The sequence below is a fragment of the Bacteroides sp. Marseille-P8574 genome, from assembly GCF_902825465.1.
In the GTDB taxonomy this organism is placed as follows: domain Bacteria; phylum Bacteroidota; class Bacteroidia; order Bacteroidales; family Bacteroidaceae; genus Bacteroides; species Bacteroides uniformis.
On sequence record NZ_CADEBE010000002.1, the window covers coordinates 511990 to 532989 of the forward strand.

The 21000-nt window shown below is 46.8% G+C and carries 20 protein-coding genes, 1 other RNA gene and 1 pseudogene; 2 read left to right on the plus strand and 20 right to left on the minus strand.

Annotation, left to right across the window (positions count from 1 at the left end):
* Positions 1–49: 49 nt before the first annotated feature.
* The 9 genes from HUX74_RS14425 to HUX74_RS14465 form a co-directional block, all read right to left on the minus strand.
* A complete protein-coding gene (locus HUX74_RS14425) occupies positions 50–1000 on the minus strand; it encodes a nitronate monooxygenase family protein (protein WP_044468020.1) in 951 nt (316 codons plus the stop codon).
* 78 nt (positions 1001–1078) lie between these two features.
* Complete coding sequence (locus HUX74_RS14430; protein WP_117601266.1) at positions 1079–1741, minus strand: DUF4858 domain-containing protein; 663 nt, start codon at positions 1739–1741, stop codon at positions 1079–1081.
* 55 nt (positions 1742–1796) lie between these two features.
* Complete coding sequence (locus tag HUX74_RS14435) at positions 1797–2354, minus strand: DUF4943 family protein (protein ID WP_117601267.1); 558 nt, start codon at positions 2352–2354, stop codon at positions 1797–1799.
* Positions 2355–2373: 19 nt separating this feature from the next.
* The gene (locus HUX74_RS14440) at positions 2374–3474 is read right to left on the minus strand and encodes an outer membrane beta-barrel protein (protein WP_174646913.1); all 1101 of its coding nucleotides are present in this window, start codon (positions 3472–3474) and stop codon (positions 2374–2376) included.
* A complete protein-coding gene (locus HUX74_RS14445) occupies positions 3461–4069 on the minus strand; it encodes an RNA polymerase sigma factor (RefSeq protein WP_057089514.1) in 609 nt (202 codons plus the stop codon). Before HUX74_RS14445 ends, HUX74_RS14440 begins: the two co-directional genes overlap by 14 nt.
* A gap of 50 nt (positions 4070–4119) precedes the next feature.
* A complete protein-coding gene (locus tag HUX74_RS14450) occupies positions 4120–4824 on the minus strand; it encodes a hypothetical protein (RefSeq protein WP_174646914.1) in 705 nt (234 codons plus the stop codon).
* Positions 4825–4830: 6 nt separating this feature from the next.
* Positions 4831–5541, minus strand: coding sequence for a hypothetical protein (locus HUX74_RS14455; protein ID WP_005831218.1), 711 nt, complete (start codon positions 5539–5541; stop codon positions 4831–4833).
* A gap of 226 nt (positions 5542–5767) precedes the next feature.
* Positions 5768–6616 carry a carboxylating nicotinate-nucleotide diphosphorylase gene (gene nadC, locus HUX74_RS14460; protein WP_005832274.1) on the minus strand — a complete coding sequence of 283 codons (849 nt, stop codon included), beginning with the start codon at positions 6614–6616 and terminating at the stop codon, positions 5768–5770.
* Positions 6609–7001: a DUF4783 domain-containing protein gene (locus HUX74_RS14465; RefSeq protein WP_005832276.1), complete on the minus strand. Its 393-nt coding sequence runs from the start codon at positions 6999–7001 to the stop codon at positions 6609–6611. The genes nadC and HUX74_RS14465 overlap by 8 nt, the downstream gene beginning before the upstream one ends.
* A gap of 94 nt (positions 7002–7095) precedes the next feature.
* Here HUX74_RS14465 and rlmH point away from each other — a divergent pair, with 94 nt between their 5' ends.
* Complete coding sequence (gene rlmH / locus HUX74_RS14470) at positions 7096–7569, plus strand: 23S rRNA (pseudouridine(1915)-N(3))-methyltransferase RlmH (RefSeq protein ID WP_117601274.1); 474 nt, start codon at positions 7096–7098, stop codon at positions 7567–7569.
* 26 nt (positions 7570–7595) lie between these two features.
* On the opposite strand, the pseudogene HUX74_RS21065 reads toward rlmH, so the two are convergent.
* The 10 genes and pseudogenes from HUX74_RS21065 to HUX74_RS14515 form a co-directional block, all read right to left on the minus strand.
* Positions 7596–7778 (minus strand): annotated as a pseudogene (locus HUX74_RS21065) (hypothetical protein); the annotation flags it as partial.
* A 280-nt stretch (positions 7779–8058) separates the two neighbouring features.
* Complete coding sequence (locus HUX74_RS14475; protein ID WP_117965820.1) at positions 8059–8415, minus strand: MarR family transcriptional regulator; 357 nt, start codon at positions 8413–8415, stop codon at positions 8059–8061.
* A gap of 11 nt (positions 8416–8426) precedes the next feature.
* Positions 8427–10907, minus strand: coding sequence for an FAD-dependent oxidoreductase (locus HUX74_RS14480; RefSeq protein ID WP_174646915.1), 2481 nt, complete (start codon positions 10905–10907; stop codon positions 8427–8429).
* Between the two features lie 179 nt (positions 10908–11086).
* Positions 11087–12301 carry a clostripain-related cysteine peptidase gene (locus HUX74_RS14485; RefSeq protein WP_117601277.1) on the minus strand — a complete coding sequence of 405 codons (1215 nt, stop codon included), beginning with the start codon at positions 12299–12301 and terminating at the stop codon, positions 11087–11089.
* A 10-nt stretch (positions 12302–12311) separates the two neighbouring features.
* Positions 12312–12710, minus strand: a complete 399-nt coding sequence (locus HUX74_RS14490; RefSeq protein ID WP_117601278.1) for a hypothetical protein — start codon at positions 12708–12710, stop codon at positions 12312–12314.
* 120 nt (positions 12711–12830) lie between these two features.
* Positions 12831–13691, minus strand: coding sequence for an RNA polymerase sigma factor RpoD/SigA (locus HUX74_RS14495; protein WP_002561589.1), 861 nt, complete (start codon positions 13689–13691; stop codon positions 12831–12833).
* 192 nt (positions 13692–13883) lie between these two features.
* The gene (locus HUX74_RS14500) at positions 13884–15413 is read right to left on the minus strand and encodes a Do family serine endopeptidase (RefSeq protein ID WP_035458138.1); all 1530 of its coding nucleotides are present in this window, start codon (positions 15411–15413) and stop codon (positions 13884–13886) included.
* A 285-nt stretch (positions 15414–15698) separates the two neighbouring features.
* Positions 15699–17033 (minus strand): transglutaminase family protein, encoded by a 1335-nt coding sequence (locus tag HUX74_RS14505; protein ID WP_174646916.1) that lies wholly within the window; start codon positions 17031–17033, stop codon positions 15699–15701.
* Positions 17030–18202, minus strand: a complete 1173-nt coding sequence (locus HUX74_RS14510; protein WP_131225303.1) for a dipeptide epimerase — start codon at positions 18200–18202, stop codon at positions 17030–17032. The genes HUX74_RS14505 and HUX74_RS14510 overlap by 4 nt, the downstream gene beginning before the upstream one ends.
* A gap of 128 nt (positions 18203–18330) precedes the next feature.
* Positions 18331–19536 (minus strand): NlpC/P60 family protein, encoded by a 1206-nt coding sequence (locus HUX74_RS14515; RefSeq protein WP_138346031.1) that lies wholly within the window; start codon positions 19534–19536, stop codon positions 18331–18333.
* Positions 19537–19738: 202 nt separating this feature from the next.
* On the opposite strand from HUX74_RS14515, the gene rnpB reads away from it, so the two are divergent.
* Positions 19739–20140: RNase P RNA component class A (gene rnpB / locus HUX74_RS14520), an RNA gene on the plus strand.
* Positions 20141–20154: 14 nt separating this feature from the next.
* On the opposite strand, the gene HUX74_RS14525 is transcribed toward rnpB, so the two are convergent.
* Positions 20155–20895 (minus strand): hypothetical protein, encoded by a 741-nt coding sequence (locus HUX74_RS14525; protein ID WP_226791193.1) that lies wholly within the window; start codon positions 20893–20895, stop codon positions 20155–20157.
* Positions 20896–21000 lie beyond the last annotated feature (105 nt).

Genomic DNA, 21000 nt, shown 5'->3' on the forward strand with positions numbered 1-21000 from the left:
CCGGGAATATTCCTTTTTTATTGTTATATGATACCAGAAGAGGGAATATTCAGAAATCCAATTCCTGCATTCTCTCCCACGCCCTTCTGCTCTCCTCCACCAACTCTTGCATGACCGACGCCACAGACTGCACTCCCTTTCCATGCAGCAAGGCAGATACCTGCCCTATTTCCAGTTCCCCTTCTTCCAAGTCACCTTCAAAAATACCACGTTTGGCACGGCCACGCCCTAAAAGGATACGAAGTTCTTCCTCTGAAGCTCCCACAGCCTCAGCAGCCTCTACGGCGCTGCGAAAGTTATTGCGCACCAGACGCACCGGAGCCAATTTCTTCAAAAGCAGACGGGTATCCCCTTCTTCCAAATGCAAGCAGTAATCCTTAAATACCTCGTTTGCAGAACTCTCTGCCGTCAAGGCAAAGCGTGTACCAATCTGCACACCTTCCGCACCCAGCACCCGGGCAGCTAGCATGGCCTCACCCGTTGCAATGCCACCGGCGGCAATCAGCGGAAGTGTAGTAACTGCACGTACAGCTGGTATCAGGCACAGGGTGGTAGTCTCCTCCCTCCCATTGTGCCCACCGGCTTCGAAGCCTTCGGCAACTACTGCATCAACACCCGCCTCTTCAGCCTTCACGGCAAAACGCGAGGACGAAACAACATGCACCACCGTGATGCCACGCTCGTGCAACCAACCGGTCCATTTCTTCGGGCTGCCGGCAGATGTAAATACAATCTTCACTCCCTCGTCGGCCACAATCTGCATTATCTCTTCTATCTGGGGATACATCAAGGGAATGTTCACACCAAAAGCATGATGCGTAGCCTCACGGCATTTCCTGATATGCTCCCGCAACGTTTCGGGATGCATCGAACCTGCGCCGAGCAAGCCCAGCCCTCCCGCATTGCTTACAGCAGCAGCAAGTCTCCAGCCGCTACACCACACCATACCACCTTGAATTATCGGATATCTTATTCCGAATAGAGAAGTCACTCTGTTCATTATTACTTTTTTTAAAGGTTTACTAATGAAAACAAGAAGGGGAGAAAGAAAGTTCAAAATTTGACAAAAAGTGATAAATTACTGTTGTTCCAAAACAGTTATCGAATCTCCATACGCCTTCAATACTTCCAGCGTACGGGCACGGCGCTTGCGACCTTTGAAATTCCAAAACTCACGGGTAAAAGGCGCCATCAGGTCTAAACCGGAAATTCCACCGCCACTGGTACCCTGCCAACCGCCCACAGCCATATTATTGGCCCGCTCCGTCACCCGGTAACGCAAACCGGTTGCTTCAATCTGCTCCACCGTCTCACGCGGACCAGCATCAAACGGATGTTTAGCCCAGTTCGTAGGAATCATCAGAATCTTAAGTGCATAAAATTCGTCTCCCCGCCAAGTATCTTTGTCCACCTTAATCTTTTTCTGGTAAATGGGGTCCCAATTATATTTAGTATTGGCCGTATAAGGGCGTAGGGTAAGCACAACCTTTTTCTCGGGCACTTTCGGTATGACGGGCAGCGAATTATCAAAATCCATCCATGACTTGTCCGTCACCGCTTTCGGAGTACCTAAGGAACTGTTCATTTCAAGTTCCTTCAATACCTCCGGATTCAGCTTCACCTCCCCTTCTCCCTTCAGCAACCGGTTCAGCCTCAACGAGTCTTGAGAAGTCCAATTTTGGGCATAAAAAGGGAAGGCTACTGCACAGAGCAACCCCATTACAAGTATAAATCTCTTCACTTGACAGTTTGATTACTTAATACCTAATCCTTAATCCCTAATCCCTAAAAACATTTCACCACCACATATATCCACTGCCACAAAGTGGTTCGTCATAGCAGGGATCAATCGTCCACATAGTCCGTGGATACTTACGGGTTTCCCACCAACGGCGGTAGCGCGAGGCGGCATCCAGCACCTCTTCGTCCGAAAGGAAGTAAATACCTTCATAATTCTCCGCATCCGTATGCACCATCTTGCATCCCATTGAAGCGTTGTTCCCGAGACGGATAGTCTCTACCGTCCACAAGATGCATTCGCCCAAACGCAACTTACCACCTGCCGAATAGGATACCGGAGCCAAGGGGAAAGAGGGAATAACCGTCAAGTCCTCGGCATACTTCAGCAATTCCTCTATATCTTCGGAAGTGAACTTGGGCATATTACTCAATCCATCCGGACTTTGGGTAGAATATTTACCAGCCTTCAACTGCTTGACAAACAAGTCTACATCCGGATGGTTGTAGTCCAACGTTTCTTTGCTGCAAGAGCCCAAAGAGAGAACAGAAAGAGTAAAGAATATGAGCAGCATAGTCTGCCCGAATATATGTAATTTATTGTATAGAGTCTTCATATTTGTATGGTATTTAAGATTAATAAGTCATGCGCACGCCGCACAACAGATTCAGATTGGTGGGCCGTTCCGTACGCAAGGTTCTTGTCTGCGAGTCCGTATCGAAATGATGGGATACAGACGGCTCTGCAAACAAGGCAAAACGGTCGTTCATTTTATAGCGTACCCCTACTCCGGCAGCAACCGACAACTGTACCGGCTCTGCGCCGAAACCATTGTCCGGAGCACCTGCAATGCATTTCTCGGCTGCTCCGCCTACCATAGCATAGAAATCCACTTTCGGCGTACTGGCCAGCATCATGTTCAGCCTTACCGGAACTTCCAGCGTATGCAACGTATGGTCACCATCCAAGCAATTATACTGAAGACCAGCTTCCAAGGAGAAATGCTTGTTCAAACGACGTTCCACGCTTACCCCGGCCGTGAACGGCATATGAAAATTCCCTTTCGGCAGGGAAATGCCGATGCCTGCTTTCAATGCCCAATTACGGGGCTTAGATGGCGATACAGCCACAGACTTTGCCGGTTCTTCCTCAGAAGATGGCAGCATTCTATCTATATCAGCATCCTTATGGCCAGGATTTGAATGGTAGTTCCCGTTTCCGGCCGGAGTTCCGTTACTGTAATAACCGTTTCCCGGCTGCTGCTGGTTTCCGTACACCCGTTGGGTAATCCGGATGGAAACATGGACAGACATGGATTCATCCTCATCGGCCTGCGCCGTCAATCCTGCCGGAATGCCGTTGGCGGGATGCTGTGTACCGGGCTTTTGTGCCATGGGGTTGGCCTGATGGATAGAGGGAAAACTTTCCTGCACCACATCCCCGTTCAAGTTACCTTCCGGCGTCATGGCCGCCACTTGTGTAAAGGCCTCCTTGATTTCCTCTTTCGGAGAGAAATACCAGAAAGCGGCAGAAGCAGCTCCCAGTACAAATACAACAGAGGCGGCTGCGGCTACGCGGTGAAACCTCGGAGAAAGAAAAAGCGGCCTCCTGCCTTTTGCGGCAACCGGTGACGGCAAGTCACGTTGCAACCCTTCCCAGAAGTCCTCCCGCACTGTCATCTCTGCGCCGGCAAGACGACTGCGGAACAAACCGGTTATTTCATCATTTTCTCTCATATTCAGTATATTCTTTAATTCTTTTTATCAACAAACACTTAGCACGATGCAACTGCGAGGTAGACGAATGCTCTTTGATGTGGAGAATTTCGGCTATTTCCTTGTGCGATTTCTCCTCAAAGACGTATAAGTTGAATACAGTACGGCATCCATCGGGAAGTTCCGCCACGAACGCCATCAGCATTTCTTCGGAAATACGGCCTCCAGTTTCGACAATGCTCGCTTCATCCGGAATGTCGGGCAACTGTTCCTCATTCACCACCAGTTGGCTGAAACGTTGCTGTTTCCGCAGGTAGTCTATCGCCTGCGTCACCATTACCCTTGTCACCCAGGTACTCAATGCACATTCGCCACGGAAGGTGAAGTGGGTGAAAATTTTGATGAAGCCATCGTGCAATACGTCATGGGCCGCATCGACATCGCCCGTATAGCGGTAACATACCGCCAGCATCTGCTTGGAGTAGAGGGTGTATAATTCCTTTCGGGCGGAATCCTTTCCTGCCCGGCAGCCCTCAATCAGTTCTATCTCATTTTCCAATGTCAGTGCTCGTTTTACGGACGCCTCTTCGCGTCGTTTGTTAGTTAGACGCAGCATTTTTGAAAATGCTGCTGAATTAAATATAAAAAGATGTTAAAGAACGGAGATTATTTATATTTGGCTCTCAAAGCCTGTATTTGCTTGTCCAGCATCTCATCCAATTCATCAAATTCATGCCAATACAGAAAACCGGGAACCATGTTGACGTAATTGATAAATTTCTTATACTGCACAAGAAACAAGGCCTGGTCCCGAAGACTGTCGTCACCATCAAAAACATGCGCCAACTCCCTGGACATGGCAGCACTCATAAGAGCATCTGTTTTCGTTGCATAGTAATCACTGACATCCTTTTGTTTCCTGCCCAACTCAAAATAAGTCTGCAATACATCCTGCAACATACGTTTGTCCGGTATATACTGCATCAATGAAGAACCTTTCAGCACATCCAGCGCATCTGTCCTATAAGAGAATTCATCCATATTATTGAAAAGCTTGCCATACTTCCACAGAGTATCTGTCGGTATCTTGGATACATCCATATCATGTTCCTTCAACAGCAGACTCATGTGTATGTCAATATCCAACAAGTGCTTTATATTACGGAGCTCCTGCTTATTATATTCCAACTCTTCCGTTATCAGCTGCATCGTAGCACGCACTTCCTTTTGGCGGGCGTTCTCGGTAATCCGGTCGTTTCCCCAGAAAGTGACAATGATGCCCGCAGCCACAATACTGAACTGACGGAAATAATCACCTATGCGCCAGCTTTTTATCTTATGGTTCAACCTGTTAAAGCTTGTCTTTCCCATATCTTTTCATTCTAAATGATACTTTTTCTCAAGCGCTTGTATTGCCTCGTCTATACGTTTTCCCACACGTTCTACATAGTCCGGCGTAAAATAGTTCCGCGCTACCCTGACAAAGTTCCGTACCGACCTGTCCGACAAGTAAATATCCCACGCCTCATATCCTCCACGATTTATCTGGTCCGTCTGTTCGTCAGTCAATGCCAAATGGAAAGGAACCATAATTTCGTCCTTCATATCGTAATAGCCATTCATAGTCGCCCTAAATCCATCCAATACCTCATAGATTCCGGTCAACTGCAACAGTAGCTCTTTATCTGAAATCTTCTGCATCAACATGGAGTTTTTAAGTATATCCAATGCATTCTGACTATAATAAAAACTGCGGATATGCCCCATAAGAAAGCGGAACTGTATCAATGAATCTTCCGGTATCGTCCGATGCTTTAAGTCATACTCCACCAATAAGCTGGAAAGACGTTCATCCTCTCTAAACTCTGAAACGATACTCTCATAATTCTCCCGGTTGCTTTTCAGTTCATCCCTAATCAGCGACATGGTGGCTTGAATATCTTTCTTCTCGGAGTTTTGAGTAACCAACTCACTACCGGCAAAGGTAATCAGTACACCAATCACCACAATGGAAGTCTGCCGGATGTAGTCTCCCACTTGCCAACCTTTGACAGTTGTTTTTACTTTATTCCATGTTATGTTTTTCATACCTTCCTACGCTATTTATCCATTGAAACACATCATCCGTTACAGCCAAACGCATCATCTATCTGCCCCAAACAGACCATCTGTTTCTCCCAAATACACCATCTGTTTTTCCGGGTGCCATTACTCTACCGGTTATCAAGAGAAAGCCTCTCATAAATCTGCCTTAATGCAGCATTCTTTATGAGAGGCTTTCCTTATTATTCTGCAATAACGCGTTCCGCCTTTGTCAACATGCTTTAAAACTCATATCCAATCCCTTCACAGAATGGGTCAGCGCACCGACTGAGATAAAGTCTACACCGCATTCGGCATAGTCGCGGAGCGTATCAAACGTGATGCCGCCGGAAGATTCCGTTTCATAGCGGCCGCCTACCATCTCTACGGCCTTCTTTGTCATTGCCGGCGTAAAGTTGTCGAACATGATACGGTCTACACCGCCCAGGTCGAGCACCTGCTGCAATTCGTCGAAGTTGCGCACTTCTATTTCTATCTTGAGGTCCTTGCCTTTTTCCTTGCAATATTCCTTCGCACGGTTGATAGCCTTGTCGATTCCTCCGGCAAAGTCCACATGGTTGTCTTTCAGCAAAATCATATCGAACAAGCCGATACGGTGGTTTACACCGCCACCGATTTTCACTGCCATTTTCTCGAGGATACGCATGCCCGGAGTAGTCTTGCGGGTATCGAGTACACGGGTATTCGTACCTTTCAGTTGCTCGGCATACCTATGTGTCATGGTGGCAATGCCACTCATGCGCTGCATGATGTTCAGCATCAGACGCTCCGTTTGCAACAAAGACTGTATCTTGCCTTCCACAATCATGGCCACATCACCCGGCTTTACGGCTGTACCGTCATTAATGAACACTTCCACCTTCATGGTAGGATCGAAACGGCGGAACACCTCCTTTGCTATCTCGATACCGGCCAGGATGCCCGGTTCTTTTATCAACAGTTTGGATTTGCCCATTGCCGTAGCAGGAATGCACGAAAGGGTTGTATGGTCTCCATCGCCTATATCTTCGGCGAAAGCCAGGTCTATCAGCCTGTCAATCAATTCTTCTTCCTTATTCATCTGTTTTATCTATCCTTATTTGATGTATGACATATTTGTTCTGTACTTTTCTGAAGAAACAATTCACCCGAAAGTTTCCATTTGCGGTCATCAAGGTACCGATGACGAAACCGGACTCATCGCGCTTCCCCTGATGGTTCACATTAAAACTGCCGACCTTGTGGTTGGAGAAGAAAGCAGCCATTGTGCCCTCTGCCGTCCGCTTATCGGCGTGGGTCGACTTATTCTGAATGATTAAATCGACCTTGTCACCCAGATACTTGTTGAGCTCCTGAGAGTTTCCTTCCTTGAAGGCTCCAATCACTCCCTCGGGAACATTCTGGGCCAGCAGCACAGACGTCCAAATGAAGAGACCGGTCAACAAAAAGATTACCCGTTTTTTCATTTTCACAAGTATTTATGATAGGCAAAGGTAAGCATTTGTCTCAAAATACAATAAAAAAATGCTAAATTTGTGCGCTAATCAAAACAGAACCAGTATGAAAACTACTCTGCTCGTCGTAGGACGGACTGTAGAACAACACTTTATAACAGCCATCAACGACTATGTGCAACGCACCAAGCGCTATCTCTCATTCGAGATGGAAGTCATCCCCGAACTGAAAAACACCAAAAGCCTCTCTATGGAAGTTCAGAAGGAAAAAGAAGGGGAACTGATACTGAAAGCTCTCCAGCCGGGAGATGTGGTCGTACTGCTGGACGAAGGTGGAAAAGAGATGCGTTCCATAGAGTTTGCAGACTATATGAAGCGCAAGATGAATACCGTAAACAAACGGCTGGTATTTATTATCGGAGGCCCTTACGGATTCTCTCAAAAAGTATACGAAGCGGCACACGAGAAGATGTCCCTCTCACGCATGACCTTTTCCCATCAGATGGTACGCCTCATCTTTGTGGAACAACTCTACAGGGCAATGAACATACTAAATGGGGGGCCGTATCATCATGAATAATTAAAATGCTCGGGCAGCCAGCGTACAATAGAGCGCAACACTATGCGGTGTTCTACGCAAGGTTTGATGTACACTTGTAAAGGTGCTGCCCGTTCAGCTCAATAGCAATACTCACCACATTCTCACAGGTAAACAAGGAGTAAGGCAGAGTGTTCGTCCATCCTCCCACCATATCCATACGTACGGAGCTATGTCCCCCATACTATTTGGAATGGCTTTTCCAATCAAGTTCGTTATTTAAAACAGAGAAAAGAATTGATTAAGAGTTAAGAATTGTCGAAAAAATATTATTAAGGATTCTTAGTAAATTTCTCAGTAATAAAAGATGGAAATACACATGAACAAATACAAACAATTAATAGCGTGCAATACACGATACTAACAACATGTCGTGCAAGAAGTTAACAACGTGTCATACAAAAAACAAATATCGTGTTTGCAGGATATTAACCTCCTGCAAACACGATATTAATTTGCTTTTATACAAAGCTATACGAGGCTGACCACCTGCTGCAACAGCCCCGGCAATTCAAAAGTAGCATTCTTGATATCCGAAATCCGGTTCTTGCCTTCTGTCGTAAGAAAAAAACGCATCTGACGCTTATCTTCCTTACCTATCAGACGGGTAATGAGTTTCTTTTCCTCTACGGAACGAATGACCTTTGAAGTGTTGGAGGCAGACAAACCCAGTGCCTCAGCTATCTCACTGGAGGTAAGCTTAGGAGTATTGAGCAGCGTGCACAACAGCATTCCTTCATTCAGTGACAAATCGTACATCTGCGTAAACTGCACCTCGAATTCGGCAATAGCCCGATAAATATCACGAATTTTACATAAAGTCTCCATATCTTTTTCTCCTATATAAATAAGTTCACATTTGCTTTGTCCGCACGTTCCATATAGGTAGCCACGCCACCGATGGTTACTTCATCCAGAAGTTCTTCGTGCCGGATGCCCATCATATCCATAGACATCTGGCAAGCGATGAATTCCACTCCTTGCGCCAATGCTTGCGAGCGCAACGACTCCAGAGAATCCACACCCTTGCGCTTCATCAGGAAGCGCATCATGCGACTGCCCATGCCAAACATATTCATCTGCGACAACTTCAGTTTCAAAGAACTGGACGGCAGCATCATGCCGAACATCTTGCCGAAGAAATCTTTCTGCACGCTGGGTTTCTGCACTTTCTTCAAGACGTTCAGTCCCCAGAAGGTGAAGAAAATGGTTACTTTCTGTCCCGTTGCCGCTGCTCCGTTTGCCAAAACGAAGGTTGCCAGCGCTTTGTCCAGGTCGTCACTGAACAGAATCAGCGTCTTTCCCCTCCCCCCGGCTACGGGAGTGTTGGAAGCGGATGTACAAGCCGGAGCGCCTTTTTCGATGACTACCGTATAGCGTCCTTTCTCGTCATGCTTCTCTATCAATTTATTTCCCGTTGTATCGCACCAGGCAGAGGCGTCGCGGGCAAAACCGGCATCGGTAGCCACAATCTCCACACGCTCGCCCACAGCAATGCTATCCATCGCCTTCTTCACCTGCATGATAGGTCCCGGACATTGCAAGCCGCAAGCGTTTATCTTCAACGGTTCCTTTTTGGAGACAGATGCCGCCGCAGGAACATCGTCGTTGTCAGCAGAGGCAGCCGAAGAAGCAGAAGAAGAGTCACCTCCTGCCGGAGCAGATGGAGACGGCAGAGGCGCTGTTGCCATGGAATAGGTCTTATAACCACCTATCAGATTGCGCACATTGCGATAACCGCGTCCCATCAGGATGCGCAGGGACAGATAACCACGCAAACCCACAGCACAGAAAAGCACTACCGGCTTGTCCGTAGGTATCTCTGCCAAATGCTCGCGCATTTCATCCAACGGAATATTAACAGCTCCCGGAATGGTGCCGAAAGAGAACTCCTCGGGCGTACGGGTATCTATCAGCATCACTTTATCCTTCTCTTCCACCAACTCGCGCCAAGAGATGACGGGCATAGCACCGCTAATAATATTCGATGCCACATATCCGCCAATGGCGATGGGGTCTTTGGCTGAGGAGAAAGGAGGTGCATACGTATGCTCCGTCTCCATCAAATCGTAGACTGTGCCACCCTGCTTGATGAGTCCGGCAATCTGGTCGATTCGCTTGTCCACCCCCTCGTAACCGATACATTGCGCGCCATAGAGTTTACCGGTTTTAGGATGGAAAGTCAGTTTCAAAGTCAAAGGCAGGGCATCCGGATAGTAACCGGCGTGAGATGCCGAGTGCGTCACCGAGCTTTGGTATTCCATGCCCCACTGCTTCAAGCGTTTGGCTGCAAGACCCGTAGAAGCTACCGTCATGTCGAATACTTTGGCAATGGAGGTGCCGATAGCTCCTTCGTAGGAGACGGTATTGCCAAACACCATATTATCGGCAACGATACGTCCCTGGCGGTTGGCAGGGTTTGCCAGGTAATTGAGCCACGGCTTTCCGGTCAGCGGATGAGGATATTCGATGGCATCGCCCACGGCATAGATGTCTTTTTCGGAAGTCTCCAAGTGTTCGTCTACCCAGATACCGCCCATCTCGCCCAACTTCAAGCCGGCTTGTTGCGCCAATACAGTGGCAGGACGCACACCGATGGAGAGCAACACCATATCGGCAGGAATGGTCTTTCCGCTTTTCAGGAATACAGTGATTCCGTTGTCCGTACGCTTGAAATGGGTCACGCCTTCTTCCAGATAGAGGGAGACGCCTTTCTGTAACAAATGCTGATGGATGGGTGCCGCCATGGAGAAATCGATAGGCGCCATTACCTGATTACCCATTTCGACTACGGACACATGGACACCTGCATGATGCAGGTTCTCTGCCATCTCCAATCCGATGAAACCGGCACCTACCACCACGGCGCGCTTCACCTGCTTGTCTGAGATATAAGCCTTGATATGGTCGGTATCTTCTACATTGCGCAACGTGAAGATGCCTTCGGAATTGATGCCTTCCAAGGGGGGCTTCACGGGGTTGGCACCGGGAGAAAGCAAAAGTTTGTCATAGCTTTCGTCGTACTCCTTGCCTTCCGCGTTGCGTATGGTAACAGTCTTGTTTTTGGGATGGATGGCGATTACTTCATTCTGCACACGCACATCAATGCGGAAGCGCTTGCTGAAAGATTCGGGTGTCTGTACCAGCAGCTTCTCACGCTCTGCTATCACTCCGCCTATATAATAAGGTAAACCACAATTAGCATACGAGATGTAAGGGCCTTTCTCCAACAAAAGGATGTCAGCCATTTCGTCCACTCTTCTCAGTCGGGCGGCTGCCGTGGCTCCACCCGCTACACCGCCAATGATTACATATTTCATAATTCTTTGTTTTTTTAAGTTTGACGATGCAAAGAAAAGAGTTATTTTCGATAAAACATAATTTCCAGAGGAAAATATCATTAAGAGACTTATTTTTAATGAGAACGGACATAAAAAAACGGATTATTACAAGTTGTTACACCTATAATAATCCGTTCTGTATACAAATTTTCTATAAGCTACCAACCAAGTCGGGCAAGACCGGCAGCACTATACCATGAAGTAGAACGATAAGCAGCATTAGCAGCTTGGGCAGCAGAAGAAGTGGCAGTGGAAGGTATATAATGGCTAACCCCATTTGCCCGTTTTATGGAGAACATACCAACAGACATCGAATAAATCATTGGCGTTTTTTTCCAACAGACAGAAGCTGCATCATATGCTTGCTTCCATTCATCCAAGGCAACTTCATCCACAACGAGTTTTTCCATCATTTCTACGAAATCATAATAGCCTACATAATAAGACGATCCTACTTTACGCTGATCATAATTAAAGACCGATGACCGAAGAACTTCTCTATCTGCTGTCACTCCCGACAAAACATTTGCTGTAGCAGCAGCTAAGTTCTCAAGCTCAGAAGATTTCAGCACATCTATAGCAGTGCCCATCGTCCAATTGCTATTACTCCCTATTTTTCCAGTATAAATTTCATCATAAGCAGCAAAAGTCCCAATAGCCATTTCTACCGCTGCACCTTTCTGAAATATAAATGGAAACATTCTATCATAGGCAGCACCAGGACCTGGATTCTCAGCAGGGAAACCAATATAGTAATCGCAATAATCACGCAACTCATACGCGACTTCCACCGACTGCATAAAGCAAGCATCAAACATAATAAAATCAAAATGAGGAGCCTTCTGTAATACTGACTTCAAGTCCTCAATATTCATATAATGTCCTCCTCCAGTCTTATCATTTCCTATCCAGCGAGTAGAAGGCAATGGAGTAGGTATCCATCCTTCCCCATGCGACCAATAAATCAAACCATAACTTTCCGCTTTATATAAAGAATTCCCAAACACATCATTGAATACCTCCTGCGTCTCAGCGACTCCACACGAATTTCTATCTTCATATTCTTTGACTATTGTTTCAACAACAGTACCACCTTTATTTTCAATTTCAATCAAACGAGGAGATCCCGTATCTATATACACCAATAAATGCATATCAGATGTATTATCAATTGAAGCCATCCCAGCTTTCAATTCCTCCAAATCCCCATCCGTAAAGCTAGCCAATGGATTTATACTATTATCCGCTGCCATATATACCAGCACAGTACGTTTCCCATCAACCGGAGGATCAGGTATCGGGTCGTCACCACGGCACGCCGACATGAACAAGGGGAAAACAAAGAAAAAAAGAAGATATAGTTGTGTTTTCATACTTGAAATCTTATTCCTGCGGTTTTGTAAACGTGAAAGCCTCAGGCTTCACCACCTGCAAAACCATATTCTTACTCTTTTTATACTTGCCTTTTACCTTTACAGCCTCTTTTTCCAACTTTTTCTTGTTTTCAGCGAAATAAATCATGCAAGTATAATCAGGTTTCTTCAGATTGTACTCCAGATAGTTCTTAAGCTGGTAAGTGTATAAATCACGCTTGGGCAAGAATCCATTCTTATCCAGCTCTACGCTGTCCAATACCTGGATGTCTGTATAATATACGATGGAGTCATTGAAAGAAGCCGCCACCCCAAAAGCATATACAGCCTTTTCCTTATCTTTCATTGTAAAAGCCGAACACAACGCAAAAACCAAAGCTACGGCACAAAGTATACGAACGTATTTCATTGAGTTATGAGTTATAAGTTATGAATTATCAATGGGGCAAAGATATAAAAAAAACCGCACGCCTACTAAAGACGTACGGTTTTTAATTCCTTCTATTTGTCGGAAACTGATATTTCTTATTTATCCCAAATAAGATTTGAGCAATTTACTACGATTACTTTGTCTTAATCTTCTGATTGCTTTTTCCTTAATCTGACGCACACGCTCACGGGTCAAGCCGAATTTGTCGCCGATTTCCTCTAATGTCATTTCCTGCTGTCCGATACCGAAAAACATCTGTATGATTTCTTTTTCCCTATCGGTTAACGTAGAAAGAGCTCTATCAATTTCCCTCGCAAGAGACTCGTTCACCAAAGAGCGGTCAGCCATAGGGGAGTCATCGTTGACCAACACATCGAGCAAGCTGTTGTCCTCTCCCTCTACGAAAGGTGCGTCTACCGAGATATGACGGCCTGACACCTTCAGCGTATCAGAGATTTTGTCAACAGGGATTTCCAGTTCATCGGCAAGCTCTTCGGGAGACGGACGACGTTCGTTTTCCTGCTCGAACTTGGAAAAGGCCTTGCTGATTTTATTCAGCGAACCCACCTGGTTCAACGGAAGACGTACAATACGCGACTGCTCTGCCAAAGCCTGCAGAATGGACTGACGTATCCACCATACTGCATAACTGATGAACTTGAAACCACGTGTTTCATCGAATTTTTCGGCAGCCTTGATCAGTCCTAAATTACCCTCGTTAATCAAGTCGGGCAAACTCAAACCTTGGTTTTGGTACTGCTTGGCCACAGATACAACGAAACGCAGATTGGCACGTGTCAATTTCTCCAGTGCAACACGGTCACCCTTGCGGATGCGCTGAGCGAGCTCCACTTCCTCTTCAACAGTAATGAGGTCTTCGCGACCGATTTCCTGCAAATACTTGTCAAGAGAAGCGCTCTCTCTGTTAGTGATACTTTTTGTAATTTTAAGTTGTCTCATTCTTACTAATACAGATTTGGGTTGCAAAGGTACGACAAATTATTTTGTTACAATAATCTCATCCTAACTTTTTCACCTTATTTATATCTTATCCTATATAACAAAAAGGATGCCGGTATGTATTGTACCGACACCCCCTTTTCGCTATTGTTAGCTAATATTACAATCTTCTTACCTAACTATCCTTATTTTTTATTCTTGAGTCAAATCAACGGCATACATTGCACGTTTTCCTGACGGGAACATACCGGTGATGAACAAACCTTGCTCAGGAGACTTTCTTGCCTCTTTCATCGCCTTTTCCAAATCGTCTACCGTCTTCATCGGCACTCCATTGGCTTTCAGAATGATGAAGCCCTTGCGGATACCTGCATCGGCCATCTTACCATTGGTAACCCCGGTAACTTCCAGACCGTACCCCAGGTTCAACTGCTTCTTCAGCTCGGAAGATACGGGCTTGAAGGCTGCACCCAAGATTTCCATTCCGGCATCCTTCACTACCTTCGTAGTGCCTTGCTCATTCTTCAGCGTGATTTCGAATTCCTTTTCCTTCTTGTCACGAACCACCGTTACCTTCACTTTGTCGCCCGGACGGTGTTTTGCCAGCATTTCCTGCAAATCCGAGAACTTGTGAATCTTCTTGCCGTTCAATGCTATGATTACATCGTTTTCCTTCAAGACGCCGGCAGCGGAACCACCTTCAACAACTTCGGCCACATAGATACCCTCTTTCACACCAAGTTCGTCGGCCTTCTTCTTCAGCTCTTCAGTCCAGCGTTCGTCCATCTGCAGGTCTGTGCTCAAATCACTACCCTTGATGCCAAGGAGCGCGCGCTGCACGGTACCAAACTGTTTCAAGTCGGCTACCACCTTTGTCATAATGCTGGTAGGGATGGCAAAACCATAGCCGGAATAAGCACCCGTGGGTGAGTAAAGCATGGCATTGATACCAACCAGCTCGCCTTTGGCATTCACCAACGCACCACCACTATTACCTTGGTTGATGGCAGCATCCGTCTGAATGAAAGACTGGATGTTTGCAGCTTGTCCATTGGAGGCAGAAGAGCCAATGGAACGGGCTTTTGCACTGACGATACCAGCTGTTACGGTAGAGTTCAGGTTGAACGGATTACCTACTGCCAATACCCATTCTCCCACCTTCAACTGGTCGGAGTCACCAACCGGAATTGTCGGGAAGTCATCCCCTTCAATCTTAATCAATGCCAAGTCCGTGCTGGGGTCAGTACCGATGATGCGTCCTTTCAGCTCACGGTCGTCATTCAGTTTCACGGTGATTTCATCAGCACCTTCCACCACGTGATTGTTCGTCACAATATATCCGTCTTTGGAGATGATGACACCCGAACCGAAACCTACACGCGGCTGGGTCTGTATCTGGCGCTGGCGTCCACGACCGTCTCCAAAGAAGAAGTCAAAAATATCCGGTTGTTCTTGCACCGTCTGAGTCTTACTCAACTGAGTGGCACGTATATGCACTACAGCATGGAGCGAACTCTCCGCTGCTTGTGTCAAATCCACAGGCTGGGCATCCGTTGCATGGAAAGCTGCCGGCAGCAGATTATTCGGGTTCTGTTGGAACAACTCGCTGAATGCGGCAGGCTTTTCCTTATTCAGCATCTTATAAGTGGTCAATCCAGCCACTCCAGAGCTCAAGAGCACGATAGCCGCAACTCCAAGGATGTTTTTTGTTGTCTGTTTCATACTATTCTTCCTATTCTTTAAATTGTTAATATTCAAGTTTCGTTTAACATTACGACGTTAAAATAACGACAAAAAACGTTCAGTTATTCCGCTTGTCACTCTTTTTTGTTCTCTTTTAACAGAGGATATTTAGGGCTTAACAGCGGTTAACGGCAAAGACTGACAAATTAGCATTTATGTACGATTGCTGACTGTTAAAGAACTGACAGATAGAGCATAAAAAGACGCATCACCCGTTGCGGCCGAAACGGATGATGCATCTGTTTTTAGAGGGCAGATAGTACCTTAATAATTCAAGTAATCAATGTCCATGTGGTAGTCCCACTGCGGGAAGTAGAGGTTACCTCCCTCCCACTCCACCTCGCCACGCTGGAAGTCGACGGTCTCGCTGCGGGGATACTGCTTTTCGGGCTGTAGCGGCATGCCGTAATCAGTGTTCACAATCATGCGCCAAGAGTCTATACCACCCAGGAAGAAATATTCTTCGTCGGCATTGCGGGCAAAGGCAGGAATGCCGAATGACTGGTCGACAGGCACCCAACCCACACCCTCGAAGTAGACTTCTGCCCAATCGTGCAGATTCCATGCACGGGGATGCATCATGAAGCCGCTCTGGAAATGTGCGGGAATTCCACTGATGCGGCAAAGCGTAATGAACAGCAGGCTGACTTGGCCACAGTCTCCGTGACGGTTGTCCAACACATATTCCGGGATATTCTCAATGGTGGAATATTCGCGTGCAGAAGCCCACGGGAAGTTGTCATTCACCCAACGGAAGATACGTTTGGCTTTCAAGTAGGGGTTGGTTTCACCGGCTGTCAATTTGGCAGCAAGTTCGCGCAAGCGCGGGGAAAAGACGATATGCTTCTCACGCTCGGCAGTATATTCCTTATAAAGAGCGGTCGTCGTATCATAGGGCTGCACGTCTTCCGGCTTCAGATTATGCCATTCGCCGTTGGCGGTAAACTCAAAGGTTTCGGAGAATACGGTAGGTTCGCCTTCGACAGCACGTTTCTCCATGTACAATGTACTGTGACGGCACTCGGGCGACGAAAAGGTGTATTGCGGTTCACTGGCCGAAATGAACTTGACATCCTGCTGCCGGGCCTGGTCCTGACGGGGATAGGGCAACCAGCAACGGATGATTTTCCCGGCAGGTACGGCATTGGTATCCACGGTCAACGTGTAGGTGACGCGCATGCGCTTCGGCTCAACAATGGCCTTGCCCTCCTTCTTCACAGCAGAAATGATTTCGGGCAGGTTCTCCATATTCACTTTCTCGCTGCCACTCGGCGAAGTACCTTCCTTGGCTATCTTGATGTCATAGCAAGTGGAGTCCACACGAAACAGATTAGGTCCGGCATTGCGGAAATAGCGTTTCTCTCCATCCAGCATCATGCACTCCAAAGCTTTGGAGGCTTCCCACTGGCGCATCTGCTCATCGGTCACGTCGGGAATATACTTGCGGATATAGTCCTTCACCTGGGATTCCGTCATACAGAAGTCCGTAAGCAGACGTTGGTGCAGGTCGTCCTCCCAATTGTAGGGCTTGCTCTCGGGCTTCGTGCTGCATGCAGAAGCCATCACAAACAGAGCGACGGTATACAATAGCTTTCTCATAACTTCACCACTCCAATACCCGGCAATTCGGGCAACGTTATCTTACCTTTCACAACCTCCATACCCTTGAAACGGTCATTCGCAATCAACAGACTACCGTCCAAGTCAGCAAAGTCCACTGCCGGAGAGAATTGGGAGGCAGCGGTAATGGCACAAGAGGTCTCGGTCATACAGCCTACCATCACTTTCATGTCCAATGCACGTGCCAAAGTCACCATCTTCCAGGCTTCGCGCATGCCGGTACACTTCATCAGCTTGATGTTGATGCCCGTAAAGGCGCCCTTCAAGCCTGCCACATCCTTCAGACGCTGGATGGACTCATCGGCAAATATGGGTAACGGGCTTTGCTGAGCGACCCATGCGATATCGTCCAATTGTTCCTTGGGCATCGGTTGCTCTATCATGACAATTCCTTTTTCGTGCAGCCAATGTATCATATCGAGCGCATGATGTTTGTCTTTCCAGCCCTGGTTGGCATCAATGGCAATCGGAAGGTCCGTCACCGAACGGATGGTCTCTATCATTTCTTTGTCGTTCTCCCGCCCCAGCTTTACTTTAAGGATATTGAACCGGTCGGCACACTCTTTCGTCTTTTCACGCACCACGTCGGCCGTATCAATACCGATGGTGAAAGTTGTAAAGGGAGTCTTCTCCTTGTCCAACCCCCATATCTTATACCAAGGGGCTTGCAACAGTTTGCCCACAAGGTCGTGCAAGGCGATGTCCACAGCAGTTTTAGCAGCGGAATCCCCTGCCGAGAGGCTGTCTATATAAGCCAGTATATCTTCCAGCTGAAAGGGGTCTGAGAATTGGCCGATGACATCCTGCACCTTCTTCAAAAAAGCTAATACACTGTCCATCGTACCTAGTTCGTGTTGCAGGTACGGGGGCATGGAGGCTTCACCATAACCGATAATGCCATCATATTCTATCTCGACCTGAACGTCGGGAGTGGTAGTACGCGAGTAGGTGGCCACTGTAAAGACATGGCGCAATTTCAGTTCATAGGGGAAGAAACGCAGTTTCATTTTTGGGGTTACACCTGCCCTACTGTTCACGTTGAACAAGGAAGGAGCGTCATTTCCTCCGGCAAATACATGATTGATTGCCATGCCTGAGCCGAGTGCGGCAAAAGCGGCGGTTTTCAGGAAATCTCTTCTGTTTGACATAATTGTGTGTGTATTAAATGTGCCAATATGCTAATGTACTAATATGCCAATGGGCTGCACTATATATACTACGTCATGTTTGCACCGTCACGCCGAGGTCATTGGCATATTGGCACATTAGCACATTATTACATTGAATAAAATGGATTCGTTTCCGTTGTATTGAGCGACGCCTCCTTATTTATATAAGGTAACACGCGCGTAGCGAACAACAGTCTACCGAGATTGTATTCATCGAACAGCTCGTCGTCGGGGCTGAAGCTATTGACGCGCACATCGCCTTGCGAATGGATGAAACGCTTGTTGCCGATATACATGCCGACATGTACCACACGTTCCTTGCGTTCCGGCGTCGCCTTACGCCCGAAGAAAATCAAATCGCCCGGCTGGAGGTTACTGAAATCAGGAACGATATCGATATGCTTGCCCACGTATGCCTGCTGGGAAGCATCCCGCGGAATGATGATGTCGTGCATGAAAAGAACGGTGCGCATGAAGCCGCTACAATCCACCCCTTTGGAGGAAGTGCCAGCCCAAAGATAAGGGATGCCCATCATGCTATGCGCCGTAGCTATAATGCTGGCTGCGTCCTGCTTCAAGGCTGCCCGCCATTTTTTTTCAGGCATAGAGATGGATTTGGAGATATATCCCTGGCGGCCGTCGGGATAAGCCACCTTATAAAAGGCACCTTTTGTCCCCTCCCACTTCAGGCGGTTTCCGGCAGCAACATCAGAGACGGTCTGCGATACCTGGCTGGGCTGTGAGTAGACAAAGCCGTAATGCGAAGTCACCACTATTTTCTCCGCATTGTTCCAAGCGGTCAGCTCTTCCCGCGTGACGGGATGTATGCCTACCCGGTGTACCCATGCAATGTAGTTGTCCGGTGTCTGGATACGGTACCAGCCGTCGCGCTGCAACACCCGCACCGGCATCCCCATCAAGCCTTGCGTCATCATTTCTGAAGAGAAATCCGGGTCTACCCGAAGATTGCACACAGACACATTGACAATGCCATACGTCTTGCCTTCAAGTCCGGTCTCATCCGGAAGCACTTGCAGACAATCCATCACCGCATATCCTTTCTTTGCCAAACCATCCAGCAAAGCCGTCTTTGCTTCTGCCGAAGTGGTGACACCACGCAACATCACATTCTTTCCGGAGAAAGAGTAATCTACATCGAACAAAGCTACGCGCTTGTCCGGTGCAAACTTTTGTTTCAAACTGTCAGCGAGTTGCGCCACCTCTGCAGGGATGGTACGGTCACCCACTTCCGAAGCGACAGCAAAAAGCGGGATTAACAGAAATAAAGGAAAAAGAGAGGATAACTTTTTCATTGGTCAAAAGGATTTGGGGGTTATTACTAATAGCAAAGCTACGAATTTATTCCGAAATAGATACATGTTTTTAAGATAATTAAGGGTAAAGAATGAAGAATGAAGGATTCATCCGTACTGCATCCGCACACTGCACAACAAATTCTTCATCCTTCATTCTTCATTCTTCATTAATATTCCGTATCTTTGTACCCCTATAAAAGCAGTTGGTCGGTCTGTCGCTTGCGCCTTCGTGCGTATGAGGAAAGTCCGGGCAACACAGAGCGTCCCACTTCCTAACAGAAAGCTGTCCGTGAGGGTAGAGTAACGTAGAAGAAAATAACCGCCGTCGCCCTCGGGCTATGGTAAGGGTGAGAAGGTGGGGTAAGAGCCTACCAGTCTTGTGGCGACACAAGGGCTGTGCGTCTTGGGAGTTGTAAGGTCATGTAAACCGACGTTATGAGAGTTGCTCGCTCCATGTCGGAGGGTAGACCGCTAAAGCTTGTATGGTGACATGCGGCTCAGATAAATGACAGACACTTCTTTTAATGAAGAATGGATAATTCCTAATTAGACTTTTTCAGGAACAGAAGAACAGAACCCGGCTTACAGACCGACTGCTTTTTTATTTCTTTTCTCCTATCTGTGATAATCCCCTTTATCTTTAATCAGTATGACCTTCAGTTGGGGGTCTTTCAACATCTGCCGTCCCTTATGTGAAGCCAACAATGCAAGTTGGGTAGTCCGGTGTCTCCAAGTCAGCAAGTCAATGGGACGGTTCAGTTCCTCTTTTATGACAGAATACCACCAGCCCGGAAAAGACAATGCACGAACAGCACCTCCATCAACAATCTTCTGCAATTCAGCAATGCAAGCATCCAGTTCCCTATCGCTCAAATCATTAGGTTTATCAAAAGCTACATAATAAGATGTATAATATCCGTTTTCTGTAAAAAGCCTCAATGCTTCCCAATTGGAACTTTCAATAATCAACTCATCTTTCTCCATACGATAAGTTTCAACCAACTTATTCAATTCAGCGAGTATTTCCGTCTTGTTGCCTGCCTTCAAGTTCTTAATATCCAACCAAATTTTACCATCAGTCTCATTCATATAAGAGAAATAAGGCTCCAGAACCAGATTAAAACTTGTATCCACATCATGCGTCACATCAAACTTCCGGTTTTTCCGAAAAACGACATCAACTTCCACGTTAGGATACTCGTCACCTTGCTCATAAAGTTTTTCTATCGAATTACATCGATGCAGCCATATCTTTTCGGGATAATCATTCATAAGTAGGGCTCCTATAACTAAATTACTCCCCACCCATGCTAACAATACAGCCAACAAAACTACCAGAATTCTCTTTTTGCGCATATTTTCAGTCTTTTTATCTCTAATAAACTTTCTTTCCCGCAAAATACATAAAAAGAATATTCTTAAACAAAACCTCCACTCCATTTCTACCTTTTTATTCGTTTA